The following is a 22,721-nucleotide window of genomic DNA, read 5'->3' as shown; positions in this document are numbered from 1 at the left end:
TGTGCTCGAAAATTTATCGAGGTGAGCTTTCACTAGGAGCCGTAGGTTTTTTTGAACTCTTCATAAGCCTTGTCAAAGACTTTCTCAAGCCCGGTGCTCATGTTGCCCACTTCACTCCACGGCTTGACGATTCCTTCCAGGTCAGTAACAAAGGACAGCAACATATCGCTGTCTTTGACTTGCATCCACTTATCAACCGATTGATCAATTCTTACGATGATGTCGTTCCACAAGAAGTCGAGGTGCTCTAGGGACTGCTCAGCATCCAATAGACGCATTCCAATATCTGTAAATTGGGTTGCAAACTGATTGAGTATTCCCTGTACCTGCTGTTTCCGTTTTAGATCTTTGGACTTGTCATCCTTTTGCTGGATTTTTGAGTTCCTCTCCTTCCGAGCCTTCTCAGCCTTGTCGCCAAAAATGCCGCCTGTAATGGCGAGACCAATAATTCCACCTGCGGCACCAGTGAATGCAAGCCCGACATACTTGTCGTAGTCTTTCTTCAGTTGATCGATATCCTTTTGAAGGTCATCAATACTGTCTTGGAGTTCTTTGATCTGACCATCCAAATTGGCTTTCTTTGCCCGCTCTTTCTTGTCTGCGATCGCTGGCTCAAGACCCGTCACTGCTCGGTTGTTTGACAGAGTGCCACCAGATATCTCGGTCTTGTAGTCACGCACTGCCCTTAGCACCTCGAGCGTCTTTGCCTGCTGTTTGATGCAGGTTTCTTTTAACCTCTCGATGACTTCTGGCAACGCCTTTTGAATTTTGGTGTCTTTGTCACTAGAGATTGGGATTGTTACAGTCGAGTCTTTGATGGTTTTCAGCTGCTCTATGATATCCATCTGGTTGATGGCCTTGATGACTTGGCCACCAATTCTAACGATGTCTTCCGATGCGACTTCGAGGCTAGCGGCTTGTTTCTTCACCAAACTTTCGACTGGTGTCCAGCGGTTAGCATGGCCAGTGATCTTTTGGTACAAATCAATGATTTCTTTAGGCTCAAGCCCAGGAATGCCTGTGCTGTCACTGCCAATTTCCTTCGTGAACTCTTCTAGGTTCTGCGGTAGCTTCCTGGCAGCGCGGACATACAGCAAGATTTTGATTAGGTCGTCGGCAGTAAAGATGCCTGCTGCGCGGCCGCCATCAGTTTGACTACCAGTGAGCAGCTTCAGCGTCAAAGTTGGAACCTGTCCAGCCTCAATAGGCTTAGACTTAATGGGTACGGAAGTGTCAGCAATCATTTTGATTATTTCTCCCAAATTATAAGGACTTGAACAAGTTCTATGTCTTGAGCCAAAAACTCACGTAATTGCTACGCCTAATCAACCTATGCAAATTGACTCAAAAACCAAGCTGATAAATGTGCCAATTGCGTGGTTGTGAATGTTCCGCTACACAATGAAGTTGATGTGAAATCAATGTGCTATGCACTCTCGCTTGATTCCTCGAACAAGGGGATTAAGCCGGAACCGACGAAAGTTCCGACATTTGGTGAACTAAGGTATCCTCAACTGAGGATGCTTCTTTATTGTTCAAGTGATGGGGTCAAATGGGATGCAACCCCGAGGGGGATCACGGATTTGTAGGGGGGAAGAGGCCGGGTTGGGCGGGAGAGGCGCTTCCGCTTAGGTTGAGGAGAATCAGGATGTAGCGATGGACTCTGCCTTGAAAATCTCGTCACGATGGTACTCGAGGAATGCGGCCTGCTTAGAGTTGAACGGGCCGACGTTTAGGGGTAACTCAACGCCCCACTGCAGCAGGGCCTGCTCGATGCTGGGCTCGGCACACAGCAGGTCGCCAGAATCAGTGAAGGTAATCCAACCCCAGTCGAACAGCTTGTCGATGTGAAGGGAGAGCAGCAGGCCGTTGTGGCTATCCAGGTGCTCGGCGTTGTTCTCGCACTTAGACCAGGGCTTGATGTGGCTGGCAATGAGCAGGGCCTTGTTGGTAACACCGGTGACCCGACTAAATCACCTCAAGTCGACCGGGGCAGTGACCATGAAAAAAGCCGGCACAAGGCCGGCTTTGAAGCGAAGATACGGGGCTTAGTGGGAGCTGGCGCTGGCGGCGCCGAGCCCGGTCTGGGAGCGAACGAACTGCGGGAAGAACTTCGCGTGTTCGTCGGAGGCAGTCTGGGACTTGTCGGTCACCGAGAAGAACCAGATCCCGACGAAGGCGATGGCCATGGAGAAGAGGGCCGGGTACTCGTAGGGGTAGATGGGTTCGGCATGACCCAGCACCTTCACCCAGATGGTGGGGCCCAGGATCATCAGGGTCACTGCGCTCACCAGCCCCAGCCAGCCGCCATAGACGGCGCCGCGGGTGGTCAGGCGGGACCAGAACATGGAGAGGAAGAGCACCGGGAAGTTGCAGCTCGCCGCGATGGAGAAGGCCAGGCCCACCATGAAGGCGATGTTCTGCTTCTCGAACAGGATACCGAGGCCGATGGCCACCACACCCAGCACCAGCGTGGTCATCTTGGAGACCCGCAGTTCATCCGCCTCGTTTGCCTTGCCCTTCTTCAGCACGCAGGCATAGAGATCGTGGGAGACCGCGGAGGCCCCGGCCAGGGTCAGGCCAGCTACGACGGCCAGAATGGTGGCGAAGGCCACGGCGCTGATGAAGCCGAGGAACAGGCTGCCCCCCACCGCATCGGCCAGGTGCACGGCCGCCATGTTGGTGCCGCCGAGCAGGGCGCCGGTTGCGTCCTTGAAGGCCGGGTTGGTGCTGACCAGCAGGATGGCGCCGAAGCCGATGATGAAGGTCAGGATGTAGAAGTAGCCGATGAAGCCGGTGGCGTAGAACACAGATTTGCGCGCTTCCTTGGCGTCACTCACGGTGAAGAAGCGCATCAGGATGTGGGGCAGGCCGGCGGTGCCGAACATCAGCGCCAGCCCGAGGGAGATGGCGGAGATGGGGTCGGAGACCAGGCCACCCGGGCTCATGATGGCCACGCCGTTGGCGTGTACCTTGACCGCTTCGCTGAACAGGGCACCGATGTCGAAGTTGACGGACTTCATCACCATGATGGCCATGAAGGAGGCGCCGGAGAGCAGCATCACCGCCTTGATGATCTGTACCCAGGTGGTGGCCAGCATGCCGCCGAACAGCACGTAGAGCACCATCAGGATACCGACCAGCACCACGGCGATGTGGTATTGCAGGCCGAACAGCAGCTCGATGAGCTTGCCGGCACCGACCATCTGGGCGATGAGGTAGAGGGCCACCACCACCAGGGAGCCGCTGGCTGAGAGGGTACGCACCTCGGTCTGCTTGAGGCGGTAGGAGGCGACGTCGGCGAAGGTGTACTTGCCGAGGTTGCGCAGCCGCTCCGCGATAAGGAAGAGGATGATGGGCCAGCCTACCAGAAAGCCGATGGAGTAGATGAGGCCGTCATAGCCCGAGGTGTAGACCAGGGCGGAGATGCCGAGGAAGGAGGCGGCGGACATGTAGTCGCCGGCGATGGCCAGGCCATTCTGGAAGCCGGTGATGCGCCCGCCGGCGGCGTAGTAGTCGGAGGCCGAACGGTTGCGCTTGGAGGCCCAGTAGGTGATGAACAGGGTGGCGGCCACGAAGGCCACGAACATGACGATGGCCGGCACGTTGAGGGGTTGGCGCTGCACCTCGCCGGTGAGCGCATCGGCCGCCAGCAAGGGGGTGGAGAGAAGACCGCCGAGCAGCAGCCAGGGGGTGTGTTTCATGGAGATACCGCTCATGATTGCGCTCCCTTGAGGATCTTGTTGTTCAGCTCGTCAAACTCGCCGTTGGCGCGATAGACATAGATGCCGGTCAGCACGAAGGAGGCGAGGATGAGACCCACCCCCACCGGGATGCCACGGGTGATGGCGGAGCCTTCGCTGAGCGGGGTACCGAGCCAGCCGGGGGCGAAGGCGATGAGCAGGATGAATGCCAGGTAGAGCCCCAGCATCAGGATGGAGAGGGTCCAGGCGAAGCGTTGGCGCTTGGCGACCAACTCCTGGAAGACAGGATCTTGCTGGATCCTCAGATAGCGTTGCTGTTCCATTGCAGTTCTCCGTGACGGTTGTGTCGACTGTGATTGAACTTGTCCCTACCGAGCAGGAGGCCTGCTCATGTAACCGAAATGTGAATTAAATGTTATTTGTCGACAATTAGACTTTGGGATAAGCCAGGGGGCCGCCCAGGGTGAGGCGCAGGAAGATGAGGGCTGCGGCGGTGGCGTCCGCCAGGGCGTCGTGGGCGGGCAGGGCAGGCAGACCGAGATGTTGGCAGATGGCGGCCAGGTGCAGATCGATGGCCGCATCCGGATAGCGCCGATAGAGGTGATCGTGGTAGAGGCGGCTCACCTCTATGCCGCGCTGGGGCAGGTGCAGCCCCCAATGCCTGCGGCAGGCGAGGGCGAGGATGCGCAGGTCATAGGCGATGTGATAACCCACGAGTTCGCGAGCGCCGATAAAGGCCAGCAGCCGGCGCAGGGCCTCCTCAAGGGGCAGACCCTGTTGCAAGTCCTGATGGCGCAGGCCGTGGATGGAGACCGATTGCTCGCTGAGGCTGGGGGGGGCCTGTACTCTGAGGGAGAGCGCCTCGCCGGTGAGCAGTCGGTTGCCCTTGATGTGCACGGCGCCGATGGCGACTATTTCAGCTCGCCCGGGATCCAGGCTGGTGGTCTCGAAGTCCAACGCCACCCACTCATCCGCCGGGGGCGGGCCGAACAGGGGGGCAAACTCCCCCTGACGAAAGTGACGGCCATGCCAGCGTCTGCGCTCGTGCTGCCAGAGACTCATGTTCCGCTCACTGCCTTAGACGAAAGTGGATACTGAGCCACTGCTGGAACTTCTTCACCTGATGCAGGGCGTGGCGCAGCAGATCTCTGTCTCCATGGCCGAGGCTCTCCACCCGCACTCTGCTCTCCCCCTTGAGCTGGCTGCCGAGTCGCAGGCGAATGAAGAGCCGAAACGCCTCCGCCAGGTTGGCGCCATAGTCCTGGCTGAGGCGACCCTGGGCCACCAGGGCCTCGATGCGTCCCAGGGTGGAGGTCTCCAGCACCCCGGCCTCCAAGGCCAGCACGCGCAGGCCATGGACCAGGGGGAAGAGGGCGCCGCGCTTGAGATCCAGCCCCTCCGGGGCCTGTTCCAAGCGGCCGAACAGGGTGAGGGGGGTGTGAAAGGCGACCGCCGCCCTGGCCATCTCCGCCAACAGATCGGGTCGCTCCGAGAGTGCTGCCCGCAGGCGCCGGGCGAGGGGAGGCAACAGATGGCGATCCCCGGCGATGGCCTGGGCATCGGCCAGGGTGGCGAGCCAGAGCAGATCCTCTTCACTGGCCCTTTGACAGGCACGCTCGATGTCGCCCTGCCACTGGCTCGCCTCCCTGGTCCAGGCCGGATTGTTGACCATGACCCGGCCCGGACAGGGGGGATAGCCGAGGCGCGCCAGCAGGGCGCTGAAGGCGGCGAGATCCCGCTCCCTGTCCGGCCAGTGCAACCCGGCTGGCAGGATCAGGGCGTTGTCCTGATCGGTCTTCTGGATCTGCTCGCCGCGCCCCTCCGAGCCCAGCATCAGCAGGCATATCCTGTCTTGCACCAGGGTCGGGATCACCAGGCTGAAGGCCTTGGCGATCAGCTGCTCGTTGATGGTGGCGATGAGCCGCATCAGGAAGAGGGTGTGGATCCCCTGGGCATGGAGGACGCGGATAAGCTGCTGCTGCTCCCTGGCTACCGCCTCCAGGGAGGCGGGGTCGTCCACCCGGGCGATACGCAGGGTCAGCACGTGGGAGTGGGCGGAGAAGAGGCCGAGCACCTGGGTCAGGTGCAGGACGCCCGCCACCTCCTGCCCCTGCCAGACCACCAACCGCTTGATACGATGGCGGGTCATCAGCAGCAGGGCATCGAACAGATAGCCGTCAAGGGGCAGACCGATGAGGGGGGCTGGCGTCAGGAGTGACAGGGGGGCAGAGAGCGGCAGGCCGCTCAGGGTCAGGGCATGGAGCAGGGTCTTGCGGGTGGCTAGGCTCAGGCTGCCATCGCTGGCCGGGTAGAGCAGGCAATCCGTGCCCCTGGCTGCCATGGCCTCGGTCGCGGCCAGCAGGCTGGTGTGCCTGTCCAGCTGCAGGGCGGGCTGCAGGTGGTGGGGCTGGATCCGGGTCAGGATAAATTCTGCCAGATTCTGCTGGCCGAGCTGGCTGCGCCGCTCCTGCTCCCGCTGGCGCTCGCTCAGGGTAGCGGTGAAGTAGCGGGCGAAGTCCGGGTTCTCCTCACACAGAGCCGAGAAGGTGGCACTGGGGATGAGCTGGCAGAGACTATCTTCCAGTGCCTGGAAGCGGTGGCGGCAGTGGCCGTCGAATTGGGCCCGCACATCGAACATGTCCCCCTCCCCATAGTCGCCGAAGCGCTGGTGGGGGCCGGACTCTTCCACCGCCCCTTTGGTGATGAGGTAGAGGCCGGGCGGGGCCTCGCCCGGCCTCAGCACCGTTTGGCCGGCGCGAAAGTAGCAGATGCTGAGGTGCTGGCCGAGCCGGTGGCGCGCCTCTGCATCCAGACAGTCGAAGGGGGGACGGGTGAAATCGAATAAGAGGGACATGCTGTGCCTCGGCCTGGGCAGGGGAGCTGGGGCCAGTCTGACAAAGAGGGGCAGCGAAAGGCCAGCCGACTTTAGTCGCAATGGGAGCCAAGCCTCTCTATACCCGCTGGTAACACTCTGGTAACGTAGTGGTATGACCAGTATCGATTCACAGGGAGAAGTAGGGACATGGACAGACCAAGGGTCAAATGGGATATCCGGGACGGCATCGCCGAGGTGTTGCTGAGCCGGGGAGACAAACTCAATGCGCTGGACAGGGCCATGTTCGGGGCCATCGACGAGACGCTCAATGAGCTGAGCCGCCACAAGGGGCTGAGGGCGGTGATCCTGCACGGGGAGGGGCGGGCCTTCTGCGCCGGGCTGGATGTGAAATCCATGCTGCGCCAGCCGGTGGCGGCCCTGGATATCCTCAAGCGGGAGGCGGACGAGGCCACCAATCTCGCCCAGCGGGTCGCCTATGGCTGGCACCAACTGCCGGTGCCCGTGATAGTGGTGACCCAGGGGGTCTGCTTCGGCGGCGGCCTGCAGATCGCGCTCGGCGCCGATTTTCGCTTCAGCACCCCGGATTGCCGCTTCTCGGTGATGGAGATCAAGTGGGGCATCATTCCCGACATGAGCGGCAGCGTCACCCTGCGCAACCTGATGGGGGTGGATACCGCCATGGAGCTCGCCATGAGCGGGCGCGAGCTGCTGGCCGCCGAGGCCAAGAGCCTGGGTCTGGTGAGCCGGGTCTGTGACGATCCCCTGGCGGAGGCGCGGGCGTTTGCGAGGACCCTGATCACCAAGTCGCCGGACGCGCTGGCGGGGATCAAGCGGCTCTACACCCAGGCCTGGGCCCACAGCGACGAGGCGATGCTGAAGGAAGAGACCCGGTTGCAGCGGCAGATCCTGGGGCGGCCCAATCAGTGGCGCGCCACCCTCAACAGCCTGTTTCGCTGGCGCCTGCCGTTTGGCCCGAGGCGCAATGCACTCTAGGGAGCCTGAAAGCAGGCATATTCACCCAAAGAAAAATGGCAGCCCAGGCTGCCATTTTTGATCATCTCTTCATGAAGTACGGGATCAGGAGGGGGTGCGATCCGCCTCGAAGGGGTGACCGGCCTGCTCCTGCTCCAGATTCTGCTCGGAGCGACGGCCCGTCCAGTAGTCGGCGTTCTTGATGCCGAGCTTCTCCGGGTGGAACACGGGATCCAGCCCTTGGGCCTTCTGCGCCTCATAGTCGCGCAGGCAGGCAAAGGCGGGCTTTTGCAGCAGCAGGATGGCGCCTATGTTGAGCCAGGCCATCAGGCCGACGCCGATGTCACCGAGGCCCCAGGCCAGATCGGCGGTCTTGACGGTGCCGTAGACGGTGGAGGCCATCAGCGCGAGCTTCAGCACGAACATCAGCCAGGGCTGCTTCATCTTGCGGGTGATGAAGGCGATATTGGTCTCGGCGATGTAGTAGTAGGCGACTATGGTGGTGAACGCGAAGAAGAAGAGCGCGATGGCCACGAACATGCTGCCAAAGCCGGGCATCATGCTCTCCATGGCGGTCTGCACATAGCCGGGGCCCGCGGCTACGCCGGCGATGCCGGTGTAGAGAGCGGCGCCATTCGGACCTTGTACATTGTAGAGACCGGTGATGAGCAGCATGAAGCCGGTGGCGGAGCAGACGAACAGGGTGTCGATATAGACGGAGAACGCCTGTACCAGACCCTGCTTGGCCGGGTGACTCACGGCGGCGGCGGAGGAGGCGTGAGGACCGGTCCCCTGACCCGCTTCGTTGGAGTAGACCCCACGCTTGACCCCCCACATGATGGCCAGGCCCAGAATTGCACCGAAACCGGCTTCCATCCCGAAGGCGCTCTTCCAGATGAGCATCAGCACACCCGGCAGTTGACCGATGTTGAGGGCGATGATGACGCAGGCGACGATGATGTAACCCAGCGCCATGAAGGGCACGACTGTGCTGGCGAAGTTGGCGATGCGCTTCACGCCGCCGAAGATGATGAAGCCGAGCAGGATCGCCAGCCCCGCGGCGGTGACGTTGGGGTCGATATCAAAGGCGGTCTGCAGGCTGGCACCGATGGAGTTGGCCTGTACCCCTGGCAGCAGCACGCCGCAGGCGAAGATGGTGGCGATGGCGAAGGTCCAGGCGTACCACTTGATGCCGAGCCCTTTCTCGATATAGAAGGCCGGACCGCCGCGGTATTCGCCGTTGATCTTCTCCTTGTAGACCTGACCCAGGGTGGATTCCACGAAGGCGGAGCTGGCGCCGAGGAAGGCGACCATCCACATCCAGAACAGGGCGCCCGGGCCGCCGAAGGTGATGGCGGTGGCGACCCCGGCAATGTTGCCGGTACCGACCCGACCCGCCAGGGTCATGGCCAGGGCCTGGAAGGAAGAGACACCGGCATCGGTGCTCTTGCCATCAAACATCAACCGGATCATCTCCTTGATATGACGCAGTTGCAAAAAACGGCTGCGCAGGGAGAAGTAGAGGCCGACTCCCAGGCACAGATAGATGAGCGCAGGGCTCCAGATCACACCATTGATGGCATTGACGATCTCATTCATGTACAACAACTCCTTTGTTGCGCTGTCTTGACGAGGTCTGTGCCTCGTTCCCTAAAATTGAATAGTGGGTAACAAGTAGGGTCACACCGATGTAGACGGGACTTTCGACTGCCAAGTCCGCGGGTTTTAACATATCGATTTGTACCAGCGCTTCCTAGCGAAATATGTTGCCGCACTGTTAATTTGTGAATTGACAGTAACAATTGGCAGCCAGGGCTGGACAAGATCCGGCGCTTGCCCATAGGGCTGAATTTCACGTGTCGTCCGGCCATGGGTCTGCACCCGTTATGCCCCCGAGGACACCCAGACAAGGAGAGCAAATTTGAGGCCAGAAATGACAGTAGATGGGTTGTCGTGCGGCGTCCGTCTCGCCAGCCCCCTCGACGGTGCGGCGCTGGCGAGCCTGTTCGTGCAACTTGGCTACCCTGCCGAGGAGGTTGGGGTGAGCCTCGAACTGGATCAGTCCGATCCGGCGCGGGAGGTGCTGGTGGCCTGCCTCGGGGAAGCCGTGGCCGGGGTGCTGGTGTGGCATCGTCTGCAGCCGCTGCACCTTGCACCGGCCTGGGGCCTCATCTCGGCGCTGGTCGTCGATGAGGGGGCAAGGGGGAGTGGCGTCGGTGCCCGGCTGCTGGCGGTGGCCGAAGAGCGGGCCAGGGCGGTGGGTTGCAGTCAGCTGGAGCTCTCCAGCAGCCTCAAACGGGAGGGGGCTCACCGCTTCTATCTGGCGCAGGGTTATCTCGAGCGCCCCAAGCGGTTCGTGAAAGTCATTTGAAGTGAAACAGGAGAGTCTGTGTTCTGGTCGAGGTTGAGAAGTGCATTCGGTCGCCCTGCCCGGTGGGAGGAAAATGGCCCCGGGTCCCTGGAGTGGCAGCAAGCCCTGGCCGCCGTGCCCATCTTGCAGGGTTTTTCCCCTGCGGATGAGCAGCGGCTGATCGCCCTGGCAAAGCAGTTTCTGGCCCGCAAGACCCTGACCCAGATCGGGGTCGAGCTGACGGCACGTCAGCAGGCGGTGCTGGCCCTGCAGGCTGCGCTGCCCATCTTGCATCTTGGGATGGACTGGTATCGCGGTTTTCACGAAGTGATCATCATCCCCGAGCCCGTCACCCGTCGCCAGGAGGTGCAAGACGAATTCGGGCTGGTGAGCGAGTGGGAGGAGGAGAACGCTGGCGAGTCCTGGCCCCAGGGCCCCCTGGTGCTGGCCTGGAGCGAGTTGCAACAGGACGGGGACTGGGATGGCTTCAACCTGGTGATCCACGAGCTGGCCCACAAGCTCGACATGCTGGGGGGAAATGCGGACGGGGCGCCGCCGCTACCGTCAGGCATGAGCCAGCCGCAATGGACCCGGGCCCTGCAAAGCGCCTTCGATGCCATTCAGGGGCAGCTGGCTCGCCATGAGGTGACCGATATCGATCCCTATGCCGCCGAGCATCCCGCCGAGTTCTTCGCGGTGTGCAGCGAGAGCTTCTTCACCGATCCCCTGCGCCTGCGTGCCGTCTATCCCGCCGTCTACGAGCAGTTCGAGCACTTCTATGGTCAGCAGCCGGCGGCGCGCTTCCCCGCCACCCGCTTGCTGGCGGGGGAGGATGAGGGGGATATACAGGTGTGAGAACACCTTTCGGCAAACGCCAGAGAAGAAAAAAGGCACCCCAAGGGGTGCCTTTTTTCATCATGGCTTGCGCCTGCTCACCGCAAATTATGCGGCAGCCTTGAGCTGCACGGCGGCGGCTTTCTTGTGGTCACCGATGGGCAGTACGGTGCGGCCGAACTGTTCGTTGATCACGGTGGCCATGGCCAGGTAGATAGCGCTGGCGCCGCAGATGATGCCTTCGAAACCGGCGATGGTGCCGATCAGGGTGCTGCCGGTGAAGTCACGGGCGGCCAGCAGGAAGAACAGCACGGTCAGGGAGGCGAACACGAACTGCTTCACGCGGGGGAAGTTGACGGTGCCCACCAGCATGAAGAGGGTGAACATGCCCCACATCAGCAGATACCAGCCCATGTAGGCGTGGGGAGTGGCTTCGGCCAGGCCCATGCCAGGCATCATCAGCAGGAACACCAGGCTCCACCAGAAGGTGCCGTAGGAGATGAAGGCGGTCACACCGAAGGTGTTGCCACGCTTGTACTCCATGATGCCGGCGATGATCTGGGCGAGACCTCCATAGCACAGGCCCATGGCCAGGATCATGGCGCTGATGGGGAAGAAGCCTGCGTTATGGATGTTCAGCAGAATGGTGGTCATACCGAAACCCATCAGACCCAGAGGGGCAGGGTTGGCCAATTTTTCGCTCACGTGTGTTCTCCAACGATAGAGGTGGGGGTTGATAAAAGACGCGCGATTTTAGGCAGGTGCCGACCCTCCGGCAAGGGGGCTGAGAGAATAAATAGTAAAAAAACGACACCCAATATTACCCGGCTCGGTATTCGTGGCGACGAGGTAGAAAACTGGTAAATGACTCCAGTTAACAAGGTTGTTTTTTTGTATAAATAACGGCGTGATGAAAATAAATAACGGCCTGGGAGGGGGCGGAGCAGAGACCCCTGGATCACTCCCCAAGCGGAAGAGCGACCTTGGCGCGGCGTTGGTGGCCAGAATGACATTAATGGATAAAAAACACCCTCATATGCCATCAGACTAAGTTATCGCATCCCTGTTTCAGGTCCACCCATCGACATCCCTCTGCTCCTGTCCGGCTTGGGGGAATATGCCAATAAGGGTCTCCAGACTGGCAGTGAAAAATAGTGATGCAGCGGGTGTCTGGCCGCGCCGGGGCGAATGCCGGGACTGTTTGGTTCGAGGGGGCGGTGAGATCTCTGGCCAACGAGAGGCGCTGTACGAGTGCGAAGAAGTGTCCAAGAGCAGACGCCGTGGGGAGTGAGCGTGTGACGTTCAGGCCGGGTGCACGGATTGGGAGGGGCAGGGCAGCGTCTCAGGAGAGGGGCTAGCGTGAAGTAGAGGAAAGAAAGGAAGTAGAGAAGAAGCCCTATAAGGGCATAAGACGGCAGAAGTGTAGCGAGATGGCGCCAGCCCATGAAAACCGGGGCGGCCTGAGCCGCCCCACGGTGTCAATTGTCCAGGGTCAGGACCACCTTGGCTTCCTTGTCCGTCTCCTTCACCTGGCTGTCCAGCACGAACAGACGCTCCGGCGTGATGCCCTGGCTGTCCACCAGAAACTCCTTGGTGTTCTGGGCCCGGCGCATGGCCAGACTGCGCAGGGACTTGGCGGTGATGAGTTGCTGGTCTCGCAGCAGGATCACCGCCTGGGCACGCAGGGCCGGGCTCTGCTCCGCCAGCTTCAGCCTGTCGGCCAGATCGCCGAGATCTTCGTTGAACTTGGCCTCATAGGCGTCGGCCAGGGCGGCTTGCAGGGCAGGGTCTTGCTCCAGCAGGTTGAGATCCACCGGCGAGCCAGTGATCTTGGCCAGCACCCGCTCCAGTTTCTGACGCTGCAGGATGGGGCGCTCCTCGTTGAAGTTGACCTTGCCGCGGATGTTCATGCTGAGCTTGGGTCGCTCCTTGAGGGCCTGGGCCAGTTTGCCGAGCTTGGTCTGCTGGCTCGGGCTGAGATCCGGGCTCCCCGCCAGGAAGGGCAGCTCGTCGAGATCCTGGGTGCCGCCGGCGAGGGAGGCCAGCAGGGAGAAGGGGGAGCTGATGGCCTTGGTCAGGGTGTTGCCGAGCACGTCCCAGAAGATGTTGCCCAGGCTGAAGTTCGGCTGATCTAGGTTTCCCTTCACCTTGAGGTTCATCTTGATGACACCGCTCGAGTCGCTCAGCAGGGCGATGGCGAGACCGAGGGGCAGATCCCTGGCCTGCTCGCTCTTGACCTTCTCACCGAGTTGCAACTTCTTGATGGTGATGTCGTTGTCCCCCTCCAGCCGGTTGCCCTGCAGCTTGTAGTTGAGCTTCATGGAGAGCTGACCCTTGTCGATGGCATAGCCCGCATAGGTGCTGGAGTAGGGGGTGAAGGTGGTGAGCTCCAGGTTGTTGAAGGCCACGGCGACGTCGAGCACGGGATCCTCGATGAGCAGGTTGGTGCCACCTCGTATGGTCACGGGGGCGTACCTGTCCACCTTGCCGTTGAAGGCGAGCTCGGAGCGTTGGCCCGGGACATTGCTGATATGGCGGCTCTGGCCCGCGAGGGAGGCGATGTCCACCACGAACTCCGGGCTCAGGCTGCGGTCGGCGAAGCGCAGGTTGCCCTGCTCGGTGCGCACCTGATCGATGAAGATGTGGGGGGCAGGCCCGCTGCCGGTGCCCTTGTCATCCGGCTGGGGCAGCAGCAGCTGTTGCACGTTGGTGATCCCCGTTTCGCTGATCTCGATGCGGGCGAAAGGTTGGCGCAGCAGGATGTCGGCGATCTTCAGCTGCTGGCTCATGCCGTCGTAGTGCAGCCCGGTCAGCTCGAGGCGGCCGATCTGCAGCAACCGCTGGTTGTCGGCCCGATCCAGCACATACAGCTTGTCGACATCGAGCCCCCCCTCCAGCTTCAACTGGCTCAGGGCTCCGTTGGCGTCGGTGGCCAGGATCAGCTTGGTACGGCTGCTGAGCAGGCCATCTTGCACCTTGATCCTGAGCAGATCCTGCAGATAGGGCTGGGCCAAGCCAAGGGGCAGCGCCTGCTGCTTGATGGTGCCGTTCAGGGCAAAAGGCGCAGGCGTGAGGCTGCCATCGAAACTGACGGGACTCTCCTTGTTGAGGGTGGCGCTAAGGGTCAGGGGGCTGGGTTTGTCGGCCGCACTGTCGAGGGGGCCCAGGCTGAGGCTGAGCCCCGACAGTTCCCGCTGCAGGGGTTTGCCACTGCTCGATTCGGTCAGATTGAGAGCGCCCTCGCTGATGCGGGTCTGCTTGAGCTGCCAACGCCAGGGCTGGGCGGTCTGGGTCGACTTGGCCTTCTTGGTGGGCTTGTTCGTGGCCTTGGGGGCGGACTGGGGGATCAGCAGATCGGCGAGATCCAGTTGCTGCTTGTCGTCGAGCACGGCGCTGAGGGTGGGGGCCTTGAGGGCGGCGCTGCCTATGGTGAGTGACTGCTTGGCCCCATCGGCGCTGATCCCGGTCAGGGCCAGCTGGTTGAAGCGAGCAAACTCGTTCCCCTTGGCGCGTTTGAGCTGCCAGTTGTTCAGGAGCAGTTTTCCCTTGGAGAGTTGCCACCCCAGCCCCTGTTTGCCCAGCACCATGCGGTAATCCAGCGCGGCGCTGGCATCCCCTTTGGCGAGATCGATCCTGAGATAGGGCGTCCAGAGGGGGGCGAAGGGGGCGAGGACCAGCTTGTCGAGGTTTATTTTCCCCTTGCCGCTGCCGGTCAGGATGTCGAGCTCCCCCTCGGCCTTGAGGGGGCTCTTCCGGTTGAGGGTGGCGCTGAGCCGATAGGGACTTTGGTACCCCTCGGCGGTGGAAAAATTGGGCAGTTGCAGCTCGAGTTTGTCGAGGGTGAGGCTCGGGACCCAGCCCGGGCTTCCGGGTTTGCGGCTATCCAGATAACGGATCTGACCCTGCTCCAGCGCCAGCTGGTCGATCTGTAGGGGCAGCGGCTGTGCCGGATCCGCCGGGGCGGTCGGTTCCGTCGCCGTCAGGCTGTCGAGCAGGGGAGCCAGCGCCTCGGTCAGGTTGAACCTCGCCTCGGGCTGCTTGTCCGGGCCCTTGCCATCGGGGAGGCGCACCAGGTTGGCGACGGGCTTGCGGAGGCTCGCTTCGGCCAGCACCAGCCCCCCTTGCTGCCAGCTCTCTTTGATCTTTGGGACTATCTGGAGCTGCTCGAAGGCCAGCAGGGTCTGTTGCTGTGGGTCGAGCAGCTCTGTGGGGCCCAGGGTGAGGGAGGGGGTCTGCAGGCTGACTCTGATCTCCCCCAGATTGAGCTGCAATCCATAGTGCTTGGCCAGCCAGCCGGGAAGATAGCGCTGGGTGAGACCGGGGGCTTGCCAGAGCAGGATGACGAAGGCGATGAGCAGGATGGCGCAGAGATAGAGGGCATAGCGCAACAGGCGAGCGGGCAGAGGCTTGGGCATGGCGGTCTCCATTTGATGCGCACATGGTAGCAATTAATCAGCGCACTATCATGATCTCTCCCTTGAGCTGCGCCGGACTCTGACCGGCATTGATGGCCATCTGTGCAATGGGCTGCCATGGGTGCCGCCATAATCCAGGCTCGGCGAGAAGGGAGATATGGGCAATCCTCCTTTCCCAAGCCATCCCCTCGCGCATTTATTTCTCTCCCAAGGCCATGCAGATTGCGCAGCTGAGGAGCCCTGATGGATAAGGTAGGGTGTCTGTCCCACGCCCATCAGTCCGCCCCGGCTTTCAACTCGTTGAGGGAATGGATGCAGCGCTGCTCGGCCACCTCCAGCTCGGCCATCACCATCTGGATGTCTTCGAGCTGCTGGCGCAGGGAGTGGCGCCTCGCCTCAATGATCTGGATCATCGAGTGCAGCTGGGTCCGGCTGGTCTTGTCGGTGTCGTAGAGATCGAACAGCTCGCGGATCTCCGCCAGGCTGAAGCCGAGCCGCTTGCCCCTCAAGGTGAGCTTGAGGCGGATCTTGTCCTTGTGGCTGTAGATCCGGGTCTGCCCCTCCCGGGTCGGGGTGATCAGCCCCTCGTCCTCGTAGTAGCGGATGGTGCGGGGGGTGACGTCAAACTCCTGGGCCAGCTCGGAGATGCTGTAGGTTACCTCCTTGCTGGCGAAGCGGTTAGGGACCATGGCAGGCTCCTTGTGTGATCTCGTCCCGTGCAGCCTGTGCCCGCCGGGCCAGTGCCCTGGCGTGCAGGGCCTGACCGACCCGGGAGCCGTTGGCCCGCCCCAGCTGCTCGCTCACCCACTGGCCGGTGGTGGCGAGTTTGTCCAAGTCCACCCCTGTGCTCATGCCGAGGCCGTGGAGCAGGTAGACCACCTCCTCGGAAGCGACGTTGCCGGAGGCGCCGGGGGCATAGGGGCAGCCGCCGAGCCCGGCTACCGAGCAGTCTATGGTGCGGATGCCGCGCTCGAGGGCCGGCAGCAGGTTGGCCAGCCCCTGGCCATAGGTATCGTGAAAGTGCACCGCGAGCCGCCCCGCCGGCACCTCGTGCAGCACGGCGTCCAGCATGGGTGCGACTGTGCCCGGGGTGCCGACCCCTATGGTGTCGCCGAGCGAAATTTCGTGACAGCCGAGATCCAGCAGCCGCTCGGCCAGGGCCGCGACCCGCTTCGGCCGGGTGGGGCCTTCATAGGGGCAGGCGATGACGGTGGAGAGATAACCGCGCACCTTGATGCCGAGGCTGCGGGCCTCCGCCACCAGGGGGGCGAAGCGCACCAGGGACTCCTCCACGCCGATGCCGATATTGGCGCGGGTGAAGCCGTCGGAGCAGGCGGTGAAGAGGCCTATCTCATCGACCCGGGCACTGATGGCGGCCTGCAACCCCTGCAGGTTCGGCACCAGGGCGCCGTAACGCACCCTGTGATGCCCCACCTCGGCGCGGCGGGGCAGGGCGTCCAGCAGGGCGGCGGAGTCCGCCATCTGGGGTACCCGTTTGGGGGAGACGAAGGCCCCCACCTCGATGCGCTGCAGACCGCTCTCGGCGAGCCGTGCGATCAACTCGAGCCGCTGGGCCAGGGGCAGTATGCGCGCCTCGTTTTGCAGGCCGTCCCGCGGCCCCATCTCCACCAGGCTCACCCGATCGACGGGCCTTCCCTGTTCCTTGCTCATGATCCAGCCCCCGGCGTCTGTTGATCCACGTTTGGGACGAGTTGCACCAGGACGCTGCCCTGGCTCACCTGCTCACCCTGCTGGCAATGTAGGGTTTCTATCACCCCGTCATGCGCGGCCTTGAGGTTGTGTTCCATCTTCATGGCCTCCAGCACCAGCAGGGGTTGCCCCTTGCTGATCCGCTGACCCGCCTCCACCAGCAAGGCCACGACGATGCCGTGCATGGGGGCGCGGATGTCCCCCATGCCGCTCCCATGGTCGTGATCAGGCCGGGCTTGATGGAGGGGATCATCCTCGCAAAATGGCAGGCTTCGTCCCTGGATGCTGAGCACGAAATGCTGTCCCTCAGCCTTGACTGGGTAACGTTGCCAGATGTCGCCTTGCTTCAGGCGCAGATGATCCTGTCCCGCCTCATAGGCGAGGGGCATGCCCTGCCACTGGATCCTGCCGGCGGTCTCGATGAGCGTCAGTTTGCGACTCTCCCCTCCCATTCGCACCGCCGCCTTCCAGTGCCTGTGGCCGCCGAGGCGAAAACCGTCAGACTGCTGCCAGGGACCGGCTCCCTGCACCTGCTGCCGACTGGCGAGCCAGAGAGTGGCCAGGGGCCAGGCGAGCTCAGGCACGGGCAGGGGAGCTGTGGGGATGGGCCACTGGGTGTGATGGCGCACCTCGAGCACATCCGGCTCCTGACACAGGCGCAGCAGCAGGGGGCCGTTGTGCACCAGGGGGCCGAGGGAGAGTGCCGCCAGCGCCTCGGCCAGCCTCGCAAAGGCCTCGGCACGGCTCTGACCGTGGACGATGAGCTTGGCAATCATGGGATCGTAATAGGGGCTCACGGCGTCACCGGCGCCGACGCCGGTATCGATGCGGATCCCGTCCGGCCAGTGCAGCCAGTCGATGGGGCCGCTGGCGGGCAGGAAGCCCGCCTCCACATCCTCGGCGTAGAGCCGCGCCTCCACCGCGTGGCCGCGCAGCACCACCTCTTCCTGCTTGAGGGGTAGGGGTTTTCCTTCGGCGACCGCGAGCTGCCAGGCCACCAGATCCTGGCCGGTGACGCACTCGGTGACCGGGTGCTCCACCTGCAGCCGGGTGTTCATCTCCATGAAGAAGAACTCCCCCCCGCACAGCAGGAATTCGATGGTGCCGGCGCCCCGATAATCGATGGCGCGGGCGGCGGCCACGGCGGCCTCCCCCATGGCCCGGCGCAAGGGGGCAGGGATGTCGGGGGCCGGGGCTTCCTCAATCACCTTCTGATGGCGGCGCTGCAAGGAGCAATCTCTGTCCCCGAGATAGATGGCGTTGCCGAGACTGTCGGCAAACACCTGCACCTCCACGTGGCGGGCGAGGGGCAGATAGCGCTCCAGCAGCACATGATCGTCCCCAAAGGCGGCCAGGGCTTCGCGTTTCACCGCCGCCAGGGCCGAGTCGAACTCGGCCAGGGTATCGACCCGGCGCATCCCCTTGCCGCCGCCGCCGCTGGCAGCCTTGATCAGCAGGGGGAAGCCCACCAGGCTCGCCTGATCGCGCAAAAAGTTGGGGCGCTGATCCGCGCCGTGATAGCCGGGCAGTACGGGTACCCCCGCGGCCTGCATCAGCGCCTTGGCGCCGGATTTGTCTCCCATGGCGAGGATGGCGGCGCCGCTCGGGCCGATAAAGCGGATGCCCTCTGCCTCGCAGGCGCTGGCAAAGTCGCTGTTCTCCGCCAGGAAGCCGTAGCCCGGGTGAATGGCATCGGCTTTGGCCTCACGGGCGATGGCGAGCACCTTGGCGCCGTCGAGGTAGCTCTCCCGCGCGGGTGCCGGCCCCAGATGCCAGGCCTCATCGGCACCGCGCACGTGCATGGCGCCAACGTCGGCATCGGAGTAGAGGGCTATGGTGTGGATGCCGAGGCGGCGGGCCGTCTTGATGATCCGCACCGCAATTTCACCGCGATTCGCTATCAACAGGCGCTTGATGGGGGGGCTGGCAGTCATGGGTGCTCCTCGCCGGCGCTCTGGTGGGAGATGAGGTGGAGAGCAGCACTCCGCCGAGTCTCGTCGAGGCTCGCTATGGATAAGCTCGTTATGGGTTTGATCATGTCTCGTCCTTGAAACGGGGGCGCCAGCTCGGGGGGCGCTTGTCGAAGAAGGCCTGCATCCCTTCCTGGGCTTCGAGACCGACCCTGACCCGGGCTATGGTCTCGACCGTGTGTTCTTCATGGTGGCGACCGCCGTGCGCGTCTAGCTCGGCCAGCAACCGCTTGGTCTCTTTCATCGCCTGAGGGCCGTTGCGACACAGGCGCAGGGCCTGACGACGCCCCTCGTTGAGCAGTTCGGCCGGGGTGGTCATCAGATGAACCAGGTTGAGGCGGCAGGCGGTGATGGCGTCGAAGGGCTCGGCGCTCAGCATATAGCGACGGGCCTGACGCATGCCAAGGGTACGCACCACATAGGGGCTGATCACCGCAGGCACCAGCCCCAGGCTCACCTCGGAGAGGCAGAAGCGGGCGTTGTCGGCGGCGAGCACGATATCACAGGCGCAGATGAGGCCGAGTGCACCGCCATAGGCCGCCCCCTGCACCAGGGCCAGGGTGGGGAAGGGGAGCTCATCCAGGGTCTGCATCAGCCGCGCCAGCAGCCTGGCGTCCTCACGGTTCTGCTCGAAATCCGCGTGGGCCAGGCTGCGCATCCAGTCGAGATCGGCGCCGGCGCAAAAATGCTTGCCCTCGGCCCGCAGGATCAGCACGTGGGGCCGGTCCGGGAGATGCACCAGCTCGTGGAGGCTGTCGAGCAACCCCTGCATCAACTCGGCATCGAAGGCGTTGTGACGGGCCGAGCGGGCCAGAATGAGCTCCGCCAGGGGGCCGTGACGCTCCAGCCGGTAACAGGCGGGAGGATCGCTAAAGAGAGGATCTGTCATGGTGCGCTCCTTACATCCGGAAGATGCCGTATTGCTCCGGCCCGGACTCGGCGCCCTGACAGGCGGCCAGGGCTAGGGCCAGCACGGTACGGCTCTGGGCGGGATCGATGACGCCGTCGTCCCAGAGACGGGCGCTGGCGTAGTAGGGGTGTCCCTGCCGCTCATATTGTTCTATCACGGGAGCACGGATGGCCGCAGCCTCCTGCTCGCTCAAGATGTTGCCCTCGCTCGCCAGCTTGTCCCGGCGCACCTGCACCAGGACGCCGGCGGCCTGCTCGCCCCCCATCACGGAGATGCGGCTGTTGGGCCAGCTGAACAGGAAGTCGGGCTCATAGGCGCGGCCACACATGCCGTAGTTGCCGGCGCCGAAGCTGCCGCCGACGATCAGGGTGATCTTCGGCACCCGGCTGCAGGCCACGGCGGTGACCAGCTTGGCGCCGTGCTTGGCGATCCCCTCCCGCTCGGCTTGGCTTCCCACCATAAACCCCGTGATGTTTTGCAGGAACAACAAAGGAATGGAGCGCTTGTTGCAGAGCTGGATGAAGTGAGCCCCCTTCTGGGCGCTGTCGCTGTGCAGCACCCCGTTGTTGGCGAGGATCCCCACCTGCATGCCCTGGATGCGGGCAAAGCCGGTGACGAGAGTGGTGCCGAACAGCGCCTTGAACTCGTCGAACGCCGAGCCGTCCACCAGGCGGGCGATGAGCTCCCGGGCATCATAGGGGCGCTTGAGATTGGTGCCCACCAGGCCGTAGAGATCCTCGATGGGGTAGCAGGGTTCCTCGAAGGTCGGATGGGGTTGGGCTTCCTGATTGCTCCCCCCTAAGTTGCTGACCAAGGTGCGGGCGATGGCCAGCGCATGAGCATCGTCCTCGGCCAGGTGATCCGCCACCCCCGAGTGAGCGCAGTGCACCAGGGCGCCGCCCAGGGCCTCGGCGCTGATGCTCTCGCCGGTGGCGGCTTTGACCAGGGGCGGGCCCGCCAGGAAGATGGTGGCCTGGTTCTTGACCATGATGGACTCATCCGCCATGGCGGGCACGTAGGCGCCGCCGGCGGTACACAGGCCCATCACCACGGCGAGCTGGGGGATGCCCTGGGCCGACAGGCGGGCCTGGTTGTAGAAGATGCGGCCGAAGTGCTCCCGGTCCGGGAACACCTCGTCCTGCATGGGCAGGAAGGCGCCGCCGGAATCCACCAGATAGAGGCAGGGCAGGCGCAGCCGCTCGGCGATGGCCTGGGCCCTCAGATGTTTTTTCACCGTGAGGGGGTAATAGGTCCCCCCCTTGACGGTGGCATCGTTCACCACCAGCAGGCAGAGCCGACCCGAGATGCGACCTAGCCCGGTGATGATGCCGGCGGCGGGCACGGCCTCGTCATAGACCTGCCAGGCGGCCAGGGCGGAGAGCTCGAGGAAGGGAGAGCCGGGGTCGAGCAGCTGATCGATGCGTTCGCGGGGCAGCAGTTTGCCCCTGTCCCGGTGGCGGGCCTGATTGGTGGCGCCGCCGCCAAGGGCAATCTCGTCCAGGCGGGCATGGAGATCCTCAACCAGGGCCGCCATGGCCGCGCGGTTCTCTGCAAATTCCAGGCTGGCCGTGTCGAGGCGGGAGAAAATTCGGCTCATGCCTGCTCTCCTGTCAGCTCGCGGCCGATGAGCCAGCGGCGGATCTCCGAGGTGCCGGCCCCGATCTCGTAGAGCTTGGCGTCCCGCAGCAGGCGACCCGTGGGGTATTCGTTGATGTAGCCGTTGCCCCCGAGCAGCTGGATGGCATCCAGCGCCATCTGGGTGGCATTCTCGGCGGCCAGTAGGATGGCGGCGGCGCAATCCTTGCGGCTGGTGTGGCCCGAATCGCAGGCCGCGGCCACCGAATAGACCAGGGCGCGGCTGCTGGCGAGGCGGGTATACATGTCGGCGAGCTTGCCCTGCACCAGCTGGAATTCACCGATGGCCTGGCCGAACTGCTTGCGCTCGCGCACATAGGGCAGCACCACGTCCATGCAGGCCTGCATGATGCCGAGGGGCCCGGCCGCCAGCACGATGCGCTCGTAATCTAGCCCGCTCATCAGCACCTTGACCCCGCCGTGGAGGGGGCCGAGCAGATTCTCTTTGGGCACCTTGCAATCCTCGAACACCAGCTCGCAGGTGCTGGAGCCACGCATGCCGAGCTTGTCGAGCTTCTGGGCCGTGCTAAAGCCCGGTGTGCCCTTCTCCACGATGAAGGCGGAGATGCCCTTGGGGCCCGCCTTGGGATCCGTCTTGGCGTAGATGACGAAGGTGTCCGCGTCCGGTCCGTTGGTGATCCACATCTTGTTGCCGCTCAGCAGGAAGTGATCGCCCCGATCTTCCGCACTCAGGCGCATGGCGACCACGTCGGAGCCGGCTCCCGGCTCGCTCATGGCGAGCGCTCCCACGTGTTTGCCGCTGACGAGATCAGGGAGGTAGCGCGCCTTCTGATCAGGGGTGCCGTGGCGGTGGATCTGGTTGATGCAGAGGTTGGAGTGGGCGCCGTAGGAGAGGCCGACCGAGGCGCTGGCGCGGCTCACCTGTTCCATCACCAGCACGTGGGCGAGGTAGCCGAGGCTCACGCCGTCATAGGCCTCCGCCACCGTGATGCCGTGCAGGCCCAGCGCACCCATCTGGGGCCAGAGATCCCGGGGGAAGGCGTTGCTCCTGTCTATCTCCTCGGCGCGGGGGGCGATCACTTTCTGGCAGAAGGCCTCGACCTGTTCGGTCAGGGCCTGGAGGGTCTCATCCATCAGGGCATGCATCCTTGCTCTCCTTATCAAGCGGGTGATGGGGCGGACTGTCGCTCCCCGGGTTCAGCTCAGAAAAGGGGGAAATACTGGTCAGTCCATCAATGAATCAAGTTTACGTTAGCGTAAACGTAAATGAATTGTTAGTCTAAGGTAAATTCGTTGGCCGCCAACCGCAAGGGGATATCCAGGGAGGCGGTCGAATCCAGGGAGTGAGGAAGATGATCCACAACTGCACCCAGCACGTCGCCCATGGAACCGGGCTCCATATCCAGATCGCCGTCAACTGGAGG

General features: G+C 63.0%; 17 protein-coding genes and 1 pseudogene. 3 read left to right on the top strand and 15 right to left on the bottom strand.

Annotated elements, in window-relative coordinates:
• Positions 1 to 32: 32 nt before the first annotated feature.
• From ACRCYW_RS17190 to ACRCYW_RS17165, 6 genes and pseudogenes are all read right to left on the bottom strand, one after another.
• Positions 33 to 1,181, bottom strand: a complete 1,149-nt coding sequence (locus ACRCYW_RS17190) for an alpha-xenorhabdolysin family binary toxin subunit A (RefSeq protein ID WP_438551240.1) — start codon at positions 1,179 to 1,181, stop codon at positions 33 to 35.
• 462 nt (positions 1,182 to 1,643) lie between these two features.
• Positions 1,644 to 1,952: pseudogene (locus tag ACRCYW_RS17185) on the bottom strand (HNH endonuclease); the annotation flags it as partial.
• A 96-nt stretch (positions 1,953 to 2,048) separates the two neighbouring features.
• Entirely contained in the window at positions 2,049 to 3,704 is a 1,656-nt protein-coding gene (locus ACRCYW_RS17180) for a cation acetate symporter (protein WP_438551315.1), read from the bottom strand.
• Positions 3,705 to 3,715: 11 nt separating this feature from the next.
• On the bottom strand, positions 3,716 to 4,027 hold the full coding sequence (locus tag ACRCYW_RS17175; RefSeq protein WP_438551239.1) for a DUF485 domain-containing protein: 312 nt from the start codon (positions 4,025 to 4,027) through the stop codon (positions 3,716 to 3,718).
• Positions 4,028 to 4,133: 106 nt separating this feature from the next.
• Positions 4,134 to 4,766: a 3'-5' exonuclease gene (locus ACRCYW_RS17170; protein ID WP_438551238.1), complete on the bottom strand. Its 633-nt coding sequence runs from the start codon at positions 4,764 to 4,766 to the stop codon at positions 4,134 to 4,136.
• 7 nt (positions 4,767 to 4,773) lie between these two features.
• Positions 4,774 to 6,558 carry a putative nucleotidyltransferase substrate binding domain-containing protein gene (locus ACRCYW_RS17165; protein ID WP_438551237.1) on the bottom strand — a complete coding sequence of 595 codons (1,785 nt, stop codon included), beginning with the start codon at positions 6,556 to 6,558 and terminating at the stop codon, positions 4,774 to 4,776.
• 168 nt (positions 6,559 to 6,726) lie between these two features.
• Here ACRCYW_RS17165 and ACRCYW_RS17160 point away from each other — a divergent pair, with 168 nt between their 5' ends.
• Complete coding sequence (locus ACRCYW_RS17160; protein ID WP_438551236.1) at positions 6,727 to 7,533, top strand: crotonase/enoyl-CoA hydratase family protein; 807 nt, start codon at positions 6,727 to 6,729, stop codon at positions 7,531 to 7,533.
• 84 nt (positions 7,534 to 7,617) lie between these two features.
• Here the strand turns inward: ACRCYW_RS17160 and ACRCYW_RS17155 are convergent, their stop codons facing one another.
• Positions 7,618 to 9,111 carry an alanine/glycine:cation symporter family protein gene (locus ACRCYW_RS17155; protein ID WP_438551235.1) on the bottom strand — a complete coding sequence of 498 codons (1,494 nt, stop codon included), beginning with the start codon at positions 9,109 to 9,111 and terminating at the stop codon, positions 7,618 to 7,620.
• A 334-nt stretch (positions 9,112 to 9,445) separates the two neighbouring features.
• Here ACRCYW_RS17155 and ACRCYW_RS17150 point away from each other — a divergent pair, with 334 nt between their 5' ends.
• Entirely contained in the window at positions 9,446 to 9,883 is a 438-nt protein-coding gene (locus ACRCYW_RS17150) for a GNAT family N-acetyltransferase (RefSeq protein WP_438551234.1), read from the top strand.
• An 18-nt stretch (positions 9,884 to 9,901) separates the two neighbouring features.
• Positions 9,902 to 10,717: a zinc-dependent peptidase gene (locus ACRCYW_RS17145; protein ID WP_438551233.1), complete on the top strand. Its 816-nt coding sequence runs from the start codon at positions 9,902 to 9,904 to the stop codon at positions 10,715 to 10,717.
• An 87-nt stretch (positions 10,718 to 10,804) separates the two neighbouring features.
• Here the strand turns inward: ACRCYW_RS17145 and ACRCYW_RS17140 are convergent, their stop codons facing one another.
• From ACRCYW_RS17140 to ACRCYW_RS17105, 8 genes are all read right to left on the bottom strand, one after another.
• Positions 10,805 to 11,401, bottom strand: coding sequence for an acetate uptake transporter (locus ACRCYW_RS17140; protein WP_438551232.1), 597 nt, complete (start codon positions 11,399 to 11,401; stop codon positions 10,805 to 10,807).
• A gap of 773 nt (positions 11,402 to 12,174) precedes the next feature.
• The gene (locus tag ACRCYW_RS17135) at positions 12,175 to 15,123 is read right to left on the bottom strand and encodes a DUF748 domain-containing protein (RefSeq protein WP_438551231.1); all 2,949 of its coding nucleotides are present in this window, start codon (positions 15,121 to 15,123) and stop codon (positions 12,175 to 12,177) included.
• A gap of 263 nt (positions 15,124 to 15,386) precedes the next feature.
• On the bottom strand, positions 15,387 to 15,800 hold the full coding sequence (locus tag ACRCYW_RS17130) for a MerR family transcriptional regulator (RefSeq protein WP_438551230.1): 414 nt from the start codon (positions 15,798 to 15,800) through the stop codon (positions 15,387 to 15,389).
• Positions 15,790 to 16,782: a hydroxymethylglutaryl-CoA lyase gene (locus tag ACRCYW_RS17125; protein WP_438551229.1), complete on the bottom strand. Its 993-nt coding sequence runs from the start codon at positions 16,780 to 16,782 to the stop codon at positions 15,790 to 15,792. Before ACRCYW_RS17125 ends, ACRCYW_RS17130 begins: the two co-directional genes overlap by 11 nt.
• Positions 16,779 to 18,755, bottom strand: a complete 1,977-nt coding sequence (locus tag ACRCYW_RS17120) for an acetyl/propionyl/methylcrotonyl-CoA carboxylase subunit alpha (RefSeq protein ID WP_438551228.1) — start codon at positions 18,753 to 18,755, stop codon at positions 16,779 to 16,781. Before ACRCYW_RS17120 ends, ACRCYW_RS17125 begins: the two co-directional genes overlap by 4 nt.
• A gap of 100 nt (positions 18,756 to 18,855) precedes the next feature.
• Positions 18,856 to 19,680: an enoyl-CoA hydratase-related protein gene (locus ACRCYW_RS17115; protein ID WP_438551227.1), complete on the bottom strand. Its 825-nt coding sequence runs from the start codon at positions 19,678 to 19,680 to the stop codon at positions 18,856 to 18,858.
• A gap of 10 nt (positions 19,681 to 19,690) precedes the next feature.
• Positions 19,691 to 21,298 carry a carboxyl transferase domain-containing protein gene (locus ACRCYW_RS17110; protein WP_438551226.1) on the bottom strand — a complete coding sequence of 536 codons (1,608 nt, stop codon included), beginning with the start codon at positions 21,296 to 21,298 and terminating at the stop codon, positions 19,691 to 19,693.
• A complete protein-coding gene (locus ACRCYW_RS17105) occupies positions 21,295 to 22,443 on the bottom strand; it encodes an isovaleryl-CoA dehydrogenase (protein ID WP_438551225.1) in 1,149 nt (382 codons plus the stop codon). The genes ACRCYW_RS17110 and ACRCYW_RS17105 overlap by 4 nt, the downstream gene beginning before the upstream one ends.
• Positions 22,444 to 22,721 lie beyond the last annotated feature (278 nt).

The organism is Aeromonas sp., from assembly GCF_051657805.1.
Classification (GTDB): Bacteria; Pseudomonadota; Gammaproteobacteria; order Enterobacterales; family Aeromonadaceae; genus Aeromonas.
The sequence above is the reverse complement of the archived record's forward strand: the minus strand, read 5'-3'. Positions and strand labels throughout refer to the sequence as shown.

Coding starts and splice junctions, on each gene's coding strand:
- ACRCYW_RS17130 (WP_438551230.1), bottom strand. CDS start 15,800: ATGGTCCCTAACCGCTTCGCCAGCAAGGAGGTAACCTACAGCATCTCC.
- ACRCYW_RS17120 (WP_438551228.1), bottom strand. CDS start 18,755: ATGACTGCCAGCCCCCCCATCAAGCGCCTGTTGATAGCGAATCGCGGT.
- ACRCYW_RS17105 (WP_438551225.1), bottom strand. CDS start 22,443: ATGCATGCCCTGATGGATGAGACCCTCCAGGCCCTGACCGAACAGGTC.
- ACRCYW_RS17115 (WP_438551227.1), bottom strand. CDS start 19,680: ATGACAGATCCTCTCTTTAGCGATCCTCCCGCCTGTTACCGGCTGGAG.
- ACRCYW_RS17125 (WP_438551229.1), bottom strand. CDS start 16,782: ATGAGCAAGGAACAGGGAAGGCCCGTCGATCGGGTGAGCCTGGTGGAG.
- ACRCYW_RS17160 (WP_438551236.1), top strand. CDS start 6,727: ATGGACAGACCAAGGGTCAAATGGGATATCCGGGACGGCATCGCCGAG.
- ACRCYW_RS17135 (WP_438551231.1), bottom strand. CDS start 15,123: ATGGAGACCGCCATGCCCAAGCCTCTGCCCGCTCGCCTGTTGCGCTAT.
- ACRCYW_RS17175 (WP_438551239.1), bottom strand. CDS start 4,027: ATGGAACAGCAACGCTATCTGAGGATCCAGCAAGATCCTGTCTTCCAG.
- ACRCYW_RS17150 (WP_438551234.1), top strand. CDS start 9,446: ATGACAGTAGATGGGTTGTCGTGCGGCGTCCGTCTCGCCAGCCCCCTC.
- ACRCYW_RS17165 (WP_438551237.1), bottom strand. CDS start 6,558: ATGTCCCTCTTATTCGATTTCACCCGTCCCCCCTTCGACTGTCTGGAT.
- ACRCYW_RS17180 (WP_438551315.1), bottom strand. CDS start 3,704: ATGAAACACACCCCCTGGCTGCTGCTCGGCGGTCTTCTCTCCACCCCC.
- ACRCYW_RS17155 (WP_438551235.1), bottom strand. CDS start 9,111: ATGAATGAGATCGTCAATGCCATCAATGGTGTGATCTGGAGCCCTGCG.
- ACRCYW_RS17170 (WP_438551238.1), bottom strand. CDS start 4,766: ATGAGTCTCTGGCAGCACGAGCGCAGACGCTGGCATGGCCGTCACTTT.
- ACRCYW_RS17110 (WP_438551226.1), bottom strand. CDS start 21,298: ATGAGCCGAATTTTCTCCCGCCTCGACACGGCCAGCCTGGAATTTGCA.